General features: G+C 55.6%; 8 protein-coding genes. 7 read left to right on the forward strand and 1 reads right to left on the reverse strand.

Features of this window, described 5'->3' with window-relative positions:
• Positions 1-470: 470 nt before the first annotated feature.
• Positions 471-1,196 carry a plasmid mobilization protein gene (locus DW49_RS0112325; protein ID WP_024421265.1) on the forward strand — a complete coding sequence of 242 codons (726 nt, stop codon included), beginning with the start codon at positions 471-473 and terminating at the stop codon, positions 1,194-1,196.
• 202 nt (positions 1,197-1,398) lie between these two features.
• On the opposite strand, the gene DW49_RS1000000134240 is transcribed toward DW49_RS0112325, so the two are convergent.
• Positions 1,399-1,860, reverse strand: a complete 462-nt coding sequence (locus DW49_RS1000000134240) for a hypothetical protein (RefSeq protein ID WP_375233981.1) — start codon at positions 1,858-1,860, stop codon at positions 1,399-1,401.
• A 322-nt stretch (positions 1,861-2,182) separates the two neighbouring features.
• Between DW49_RS1000000134240 and DW49_RS1000000133660 the strand changes: the two genes are divergently transcribed.
• From DW49_RS1000000133660 to DW49_RS0112365, 6 genes are all read left to right on the forward strand, one after another.
• Positions 2,183-2,602, forward strand: coding sequence for a hypothetical protein (locus DW49_RS1000000133660; RefSeq protein ID WP_024421267.1), 420 nt, complete (start codon positions 2,183-2,185; stop codon positions 2,600-2,602).
• Positions 2,603-3,357: 755 nt separating this feature from the next.
• Positions 3,358-5,274: an LPD7 domain-containing protein gene (locus tag DW49_RS1000000133665; protein WP_310887201.1), complete on the forward strand. Its 1,917-nt coding sequence runs from the start codon at positions 3,358-3,360 to the stop codon at positions 5,272-5,274.
• Positions 5,275-5,401: 127 nt separating this feature from the next.
• Positions 5,402-5,830: a GntR family transcriptional regulator gene (locus tag DW49_RS0112350; protein ID WP_024421269.1), complete on the forward strand. Its 429-nt coding sequence runs from the start codon at positions 5,402-5,404 to the stop codon at positions 5,828-5,830.
• A gap of 157 nt (positions 5,831-5,987) precedes the next feature.
• Entirely contained in the window at positions 5,988-6,638 is a 651-nt protein-coding gene (locus tag DW49_RS0112355) for an AAA family ATPase (protein WP_005730296.1), read from the forward strand.
• Entirely contained in the window at positions 6,629-6,982 is a 354-nt protein-coding gene (locus DW49_RS0112360; RefSeq protein WP_024421270.1) for a hypothetical protein, read from the forward strand. The genes DW49_RS0112355 and DW49_RS0112360 overlap by 10 nt, the downstream gene beginning before the upstream one ends.
• A 546-nt stretch (positions 6,983-7,528) precedes the next feature.
• Positions 7,529-8,147, forward strand: a 619-nt coding sequence (locus tag DW49_RS0112365; protein ID WP_024421271.1) for a replication initiation protein, incomplete at its 3' end; no start/stop codon positions are given.

Here is an 8,147-nt window from a genome sequence, read left to right on the forward strand (position 1 = left end):
GAAATAATTTACCCGTGTCCCGCAACCTAAGTTATTGATAAAATTTGAATTTTACGTTAGTTAGTAGCTGGTTTTTTCGAAAACAGTACACTAGGTTTGCTTCTCCAATCACTCATGGCTGCCTCCAGTCGGGCGCTTCAAAGCCCCAACCTAGCAGCTAGTGCAACGCAGTGCAACAGAGTGCAATCCAATGCAACAGAGTGAGAAATAGTGCAACTTAATGCAAAACAGTGAGACTTAATGCAACTCAATGCGACGTAGTGCAAATCAGTGCAATTCCAGATTGCCTACCCCTCTCTCGAATTCGCAAAACAGGCACGTTACCGATTGTCTACAAAAAAGAGCTTCGCCTTTTTCGTATCCAATCGACGTGCCAAAGGGGATACCCCTTTGAAACCCCGCAGAGCGGGAAAGCGTTGTCGCTGTCGTTGTTGGTTGTCGTCATCCAGGTTCCCTCAGGAGGTGATCTTGTGGCCAAAAAAGTGACCAAATCATGCCCCGTGTCATGCCGTTTCACGGATGAACAGTTCGCTCGGTTTGCCGAGCCCATCGCGCAATCCGGCCTGAAGCCAGCCCGATTCTTTCGTGACCTGGTGATCAGCCGTTCGCCTACCTTCGAGCAGTCCGCAATCGACAAGAAGCGGATGCAGCAGGTATTTGAAAAGTCCGGGCATGCTCTAAACCGAGTTGCTTACTCCGCTAACTCGGCACCCTATAACGGCACGCTTTATCAAAAGCAGTATCTCCACTGGCTTAATAAGCTGAACGCTATTCAACAGCTGTTGCTCACGGTTTTGCCCGAGACTGCCCCGCCAAAACCGTCGAGGTCAGTCCATAACGGCAACCGTGGCTCACCTAACGAATCCGGCAAAAAAGTTCACATCATCCGGTTTCGACTCACCCAAGACGAAATGGCCCAGTTTGATGACATGATCAAACGGGCGGGCTGTTCTGCATCAGCCTTTTTCAGGGAGCTGATTTTAAATAAAGCTCCTGTGTTTAGAGAGTTTACCGGGTTTAGGAAACGAATTGTATTTATCGTCAATAAAGCCGGTAACAATATTTCTCAGTTGGCTTACATTGCAAAAGCGGCGGGTGACAGGGGCATTATCACCGACAGTGTGAGAGACAAGTGGTTTGAAACGCTGATGGTCATCGAGACGATTTTATTAGCAGGTATAGAATATGCTGATTAGAGTCAGTGGCTATAACACCGGAGCGCAGGAGTATTTAGAACAAGGCAATAAATCAGGTCGAGAGTTTACGCGTGATGAATTGGACCATCGATTGATCATTGAGGGGCAGCTCAGCGTGACCAGGGCCATCTACGAAAGTATCCCGGATCATGGGCAAGATCGTTACCTCACGTTCACGCTAAGCTTTAAAGAGGACACGGTGTCACCTGAATTGCTCAAGGCAGTGACGACCGACTTCAAGAACTTCTTTATGCACGCGTACAAGCCTGAAGAATTCAATCTGTATGCCGAAGCGCACTTGCCCAAAATGAAGACGGTCACCGACAGGAAAACCGGTGACGTAATTGAACGCAAGCCTCACATTCACATCATTATCCCACGTATCAACCTGTTGAGTGGCAATGAGGCCAATCCGGTTGATGTGTACAAAAATCATGAGAAGTATTTTGAGGCTTTTCAGGAGCATATTAACCAGAAGTATGGTCTGTCTTCGCCTCGTGAGAATGTCCGTGCGGACATCACCGACGCGGCTAGTGTCCTGTCCCGTTACAAGGGCGATGACTTCTATGGCAAGAACCGACAGTTCAAACAGGACTTGGTCAAGCAGGTCATCGAACGTGGTGTGACTACACGTGCCGATTTTTATGCACTGGTAGCTGAACACGGCGAGACGCGCATCCGTAATGAAGGTAAGGACACTGAATATATTTCGGTCAAGTTGCCAGGTGACGCAAAGGGCACGAATCTGAAAGACACCATCTTTCAGGATGACTTTATTGTCAGGCGCGAACTCAAGAAACCACCGCTTGAAACCAGTGTTATTCGGGAGCGCTTGCTTGCCTGGCCGCAGCGAGCGAGGGAAATCAAATACGTCAACAAGGCCACCCCCAAGTTTCGCAAACAGTATTCCGAAGCATCCCCTGAAGATCGTGTTCGGCTACTGGCTGATCGCGAAGCCAAATTCTACCAAGTCCATGGAGAACACAATGACAACGTACACACCGGGCAACGACAGAGAGATCACCAGCGAAGTTCTGCTGAAACTGCGGGGCGACGCACTTCCGCACCTGCCGATGGCCTGCAAGACCTGTCCGTCAGCCATGTGGCAGATCACCGGCAAGCCGGATCGGCCCGAAGCCGTGACGGTGCGGTGTTACTGCCCAGTGATGCACACGTTCACCTGGGACAGTCGCAACCAGGAGGAGATTCTGGATTGCGATCATCTGTACCAGGAGGAGGACGAGGAAGACGGAACGGGTCCACAACTGAGCGAGGAAGAGGAGGAAGCGGGCCTGCCGCCGTTTCTCAGGAAGCAACGGGAACAGCAACGCCAGCAGGCGCAACAGGCCGACGCCGGGCCGGAGCTGGAAAGCCCCGAAACGCCCGAGTACGAGCTGGACGAATAATCCCGCCGTATGCCAAGAACCCTCACCGTGTCGCCACCATCGCTGACATCGAGGAGCGAGGCCGACGCCTGTTTGATCCGCTCAAGAAGCCTTCTGACAACGCGCTGGTGTTCTACAGAGCACCTTCCGTCACAGCGGTGCCCAAGGCGGTGACTGCGACAACAACGCCTGGACGATCCACTGCCGGTCGTAGGCCCAGGACTTCCGGCAAGCCCCGCCCTCCCCGTCAATGGCGGCCTGGGTCTGTCGTCCCGCCCTACGCCAAGAACCCGCATCGGGTCGCGACGGTGGCTGACATCGAGCAGCGCGCCCGGATGCTGTTCGATCCGCTCAAACGGCCCGCAGACAAGGCGCTGGTGTTCAAGCGCGCCTCGATCAAGGCCCTGACCGTTAACAGGCAGGCCTCGACGGTGGCCGCGTATTTCACGCGCGAAGCGCAGCACAACCAGATTCCCCCGGCTCATCGCCGGGCCATACGCCGGATCGATCAGCAGTATTACGCGCTCAGGCGCGCCGTGTTCTCCGATCAACGCTTAACCCGCCAGGACAAGGTGCAGCTGGTTTCCGTGCTGACCTTCGAACGGCTTAAAGCGCGTGAACAGTTCCACAAACCCCAACCCAACACCGAGGTGAATCTCATGGGCAGTGCAGCCATACGCAATCTCCTAGACGATGAAAAAGAAGACCCAGGCTTTAGCATCAGCGGCGCGAGGGGCCCAGGCCCTGAAGGCGTGCGTGACCGTGTGAAGCGGGTCATGGATCGCTTTGCCAGTCAGGTTGACCCCGCCGCCGCCAGTCAGCGGGCCCGCGACCTCAGCGCCAAGGATCTTTACACACGCAAAGCCAAGTTCAGTCAGAACGTGCATTACCTGGACAAGCAGACCGACAAGACCCTGTTTGTGGACACGGGCAAAACAATCTCTATGCGCCGCACGGGGATTACCGAATCCGGGGTGTCCGTGGCCCTCCAGCTGGCCAGGGAGCGGTTCGGCAGCACACTGACCATCACCGGCACCGCCGAATTCAAAAAGCTGGTGATCGAGGCGGTGGCCAAGAACGGTTTGGACGTGCATTTCACCGACAAGGCCATGAATCAAAGCCTGGCAGATCGCCGCGCAGAGCTGGAGATTGAGCGTGGAGGTCTGAGCATTGGTCCTGCCAACGACCTTACCCGGCACGTAAACGATTCCACACGGGACGTGCGCGACCAGGCGGATCGGATGGGCGTTACGGTGCCGATCGAGGCGCTGTATGGAGAAGGCAAAACGACTGAGCAGGTTAGCCAGGCGCTGGCCAGCCAGCTGGACACAGTTCCCGAGCCGGAGCGCATTGCGTTCGTGGAGACGGTGGCCATCACCCTGGGCATTCCTGAACGCGGTCAGCCCAAAGGCGACCAGGCGTTTGCGCAATGGCAGGCGCAGCGTGCGCAACCGGCGGCGGATTCCACCGCGCCGGCCACGTCTGAGGCACAGACCAGCACGCCTGAGCCGGTGAGTACTTCAGCTGGCACAAGCCCAGCGCCGGCACCAGTGAACCCGGAAGCCGCAAAGCCTACGCCGGCTGATGCCAAAGACCTGCCACGGCACGTTGATGACTCCTCACGGGAGATACGGGACCTGGTGGATAAGTTGGGCGTTACAGTGACAATCGAGGCGCTATATAGAGAAGGAAAAACCGCTGAGCAGGTTAGCCAGGTACTGACCAAAGAGCTGGACTTCGTGCCAGAGCGGATGCGCGTTTCGTTAGTAGAGCTGGTGGCGACCACGCTGGGCATTCCAAAACGTGGTGAGCCCAAGGGCGATCAGGCCTTTGCGCAATGGCAGGCGCAGCGTGCGGAATCGACTGCCGATTCCGCAGCAACAGCCACAGCTGAAGTGCAGACCAGTCGGGCCAACGACCCTGACCTGCAGAGCCCCAGCGAGCTGGTCAGGCGTGAAGCGCAATGGCGTCGTGATTTCCCGATGTCCGAGGCTGATGTGAGGGCTTCTGATGTCGTCATGGGCTTGCGAGGTGAAGACCATGCCGTGTGGATCATTGCGACGGATGACAAGAGCCCGGAAGCGGCTGCGCTGCTGACGGCGTACATGGAAAACGACAGCTACCGCGAAGCGTTTAAAGGCGGCCTTGAAAATGCCTATCGGCAAGTCGAGACCTGGCCTGAATCGGTCAAGGACCTGGATGAAATCACCGCCATGGCGGTTGGCGTCGTCAACCAGGTTGAGCAGCGTCTGTACCCAGACCCTCAAGCAACAACGGGCCAGACAGCCCCGTCCAGGAGCAACGTCATCGATGGCACGCTGATCGAGCACGGAGAAGCACCGTATCAGCACAATGATGACAATCAGATGAGCTACTTCGTGACGCTCAAGCCCGAAGGAGGTAAGCCCCGCACGGTGTGGGGCGTGGGGCTGGAAAAGGCCATGAACGATGCAGATCTGAAGCAAGGCGACCCGGTACGTCTGGAAGACCTGGGCACCCGACCTGTTGTGGTGCAGGTCATTGAGGAGGATGGCACGAAGACGGACAAAACCGTAAACCGCCGCGAATGGTCAGCACAGCCGACCGCGCCTGATCGGGAAGTGGCCGAGACCACGCCCAAGGGCCAGGCCATCGCCGCCGGCACCCCGGAGCTGTCATCCCCGGATGAAGATGACGGCATGAGCATGGACTGAGCCGTTTGGATCAGCCACCTCCAGCTCCCGAGGTGGCACCCACGAAATCAACTGCTTAACCCTGCGCCGCGCCGAGTCCGGCGCGCCGGCGCAGAGTTCTGTTCGCATGCATGGAAAGGAGACGTAAATGAGTAACACTAGAACGCAAAAGCTGCACGCGCAGCACGTGCTTGAAACCATTGCCCTCGGCATTGCACAGCCTGTAGCGCTGCCCCGCGCGACGATAGAAGAAGCGCTTCGCGAAGCCATCATGGATGGACGGCTTGAACCGGGTGAACGGCTTGCGCAGCAAGCCATTGCCAATGCCTTTCAGGTCAGCCGAATGCCCGTGCGCGAGGCGCTGCGCTCGTTGGAAACGCAGGGTTACATCGCCGCGCAGTATCACAAAGGCTACCTGGTCACGAACGGCAATGAGCCGCCCCAGTGCGGACACCTGCCTGGCTTGCTGAGGTGCGTTGCAGAAGGCCATAAGAAGTTGGGCGACCTCGAATCAAAAGTGGCCTTTGAAAATGAAATCCTGCTCATCCTTGGCCGGCTACGCCCTACCCCTTCCTGATGCACCGGTAGATCACGATGTCTTGGCTATTCTGCTATCCAAAGGCCGTCTAGCTCAAATCAAGCAGATGTACAGTGGCAGTTTCGTATATCCTCATAGCAAAATTTCAGTAACTTATGTAAGTTATGTCACTTTAGTAATCCTACAAGGGCTTCTCATGATCTTACTTTTAGGCGGTGAAAAGGGCGGCAGCGGGAAAAGCTGTCTAGCTCAAAATCTGGCCGTTTGGTTGCAGGCTCGAGGAGGTGATGTCCTGCTTCTAGATGCGGACCCTCAGGGCACGACTGCTGACTGGGCTGCAGAACGGTCTGCTCAAGGAGACCTCCCTGCGATTCCTGTCGTGCAAGCGCACGGCAATATTCGTCAAACACTCACAGACTTACGTGGCCGGTATAGGCAAATTGTGGTCGATGCTGGAGGATCCGATTCAGAGGCGCTGCGATCAGCGATGACGGTAGCTACTCATATGTTGATTCCTTTTCGACCCAAGCGCCGAGATCTCAAAACCCTTCCCAAAGTCGACAACCTGGCGCGACTGGCAACTGCGGTAAATCCAGCATTGAATGTACGTGCAGTGATCACCCAATGCCCAGCCCTTCCAAGTCAGATACAGCGGATATTGGATGCCAAAGAAGCGTGTCGCTCCTTTGGCATCCAACCTCTTGACGCTATTACTACAGCTCGCAATGTCTACGACGATGCTGATGAAGACGGATGCTCGGTCCTGGAGAGCAACTCCGACCCTCGAGCTAAAGAAGAAATACAGACGTTGGCAGCGGAGCTTTGGGGGGATGCCAAATGGGACTGAAAAATTTGATTCGTAAGCCTGAGGAAGTCTCCCCATCATCCGAAGCTAACGATGAAGCCGCGCTGGCTTTCATATCTGCTGCACCAGTCAGTGCTACCCCAGAGCCTAAGCGCAAGCGTAAGAAAGCGCCCACGTTTGTGCGTACTACTTTTTCCCTGTCCAAAGACCTGAACAGACAGATTGATAAGATTTCTCTATTGCCACGGACCTTCCGCATATCGCGTTCCGATGTGATTCGGGCTGGAATCATGGCCCTCCAGGAACTGGATAAGGCTGATCTGCTTGCGCTGCTTGAGAAGGCATCTAATGCCGAGCCGATTACAGATTTCATGGAAGACGAGTAAGTGCTTTAACTTACGTAAGTTGTTACTGTTGCGTAAGTTATTTCACTATTTACTCTGGAACCCCCGTATCACAAGGCCTATAGCCATTCGTATTAGCTAAAAAATCAGCTGTTAAAAATGGCATTTTCATTGCGGATAGGGAGTTCGGGTGATAGTGTTCACCCACTTTGCCTGCCCACCGTTGCTGGGAAGCAATATTTTTCATGCTCGAACGAGCGTAGACGGGAATATGTTAACGATTTAGCCAAATAGCAGAAACCAAAAAGCCCCGGTTGGCGCCGGGGCTTTTTGGAAAATCCTGAACAGGCCGTTTGCGAAGCGGATCACCTGTTCAACACACATAACGTGAGCTGATTATGGCTTTCACTGAGGCTTTGTGCAAGTCGTCAAAAGTGAAGTCTTCAGTTCACCGCTGAACGGTGGACTTATGGAAAAGATTCTTCATCAGATGTGCGTCGTCGATGACCGCACCCTGCCCCCCCAGTTGACCCCTTGCGTCACACCCTTTCACCGCGTTGGCCAACCAGTTGGCCAGGGCGGTGAAGCATGAACCACGACAACGCGGCCAGTCTTTCCCTCGCGACCTCGCCTACGTCTCACGCCGATGCGCTGGCCAGCAGCACCCACCTGCCACCTGCCCGCTTCTTTGAAGACGGCACCGCGCTGAACCGGTTACTGCTGGAAGCGCCATACCTGGCACGGTGCAGTGACGACAAAACCGCTACTCGCGTTCGCCCTCGTGAATACGCGCTGCGTTACCCCTACATGCAAGTCAATCGCCCTGGCATGGTTTCCTGGTTGGTGTTTGACCTAGACCATGCCAACGCCTTGGCCTGGGACGATGCGGGGTTGCCCGCTCCGAATCTGATGGTGCGCAACCGCAAAAGCGGCCATTCCCAGTTGTTCTATGCAGTGCCGTCCGTGTGCACCACCGAGAATGCACGGGCCAAGCCGATTCAGTACATGAAGGCGATCTATGCCGCGTTTGCCGCTCGCCTCGACGCGGACGTGGACTACCACGGTGGCCCTGTGGCCAAGACACCGGGTCACCCTTGGTGGGAGACGACCGAATTTCACAGCCACGTGTACGAACTGGGCGAACTGGCGAGCGCTGTGGAGTTGACCGTCAAGCCGTGGGCCACAGGTCCCAAGCTTGACCAGGTCA

The sequence above is a fragment of the Pseudomonas avellanae BPIC 631 genome (assembly GCF_000444135.1).
Taxonomy (GTDB): Bacteria; Pseudomonadota; Gammaproteobacteria; order Pseudomonadales; family Pseudomonadaceae; genus Aquipseudomonas; species Aquipseudomonas avellanae.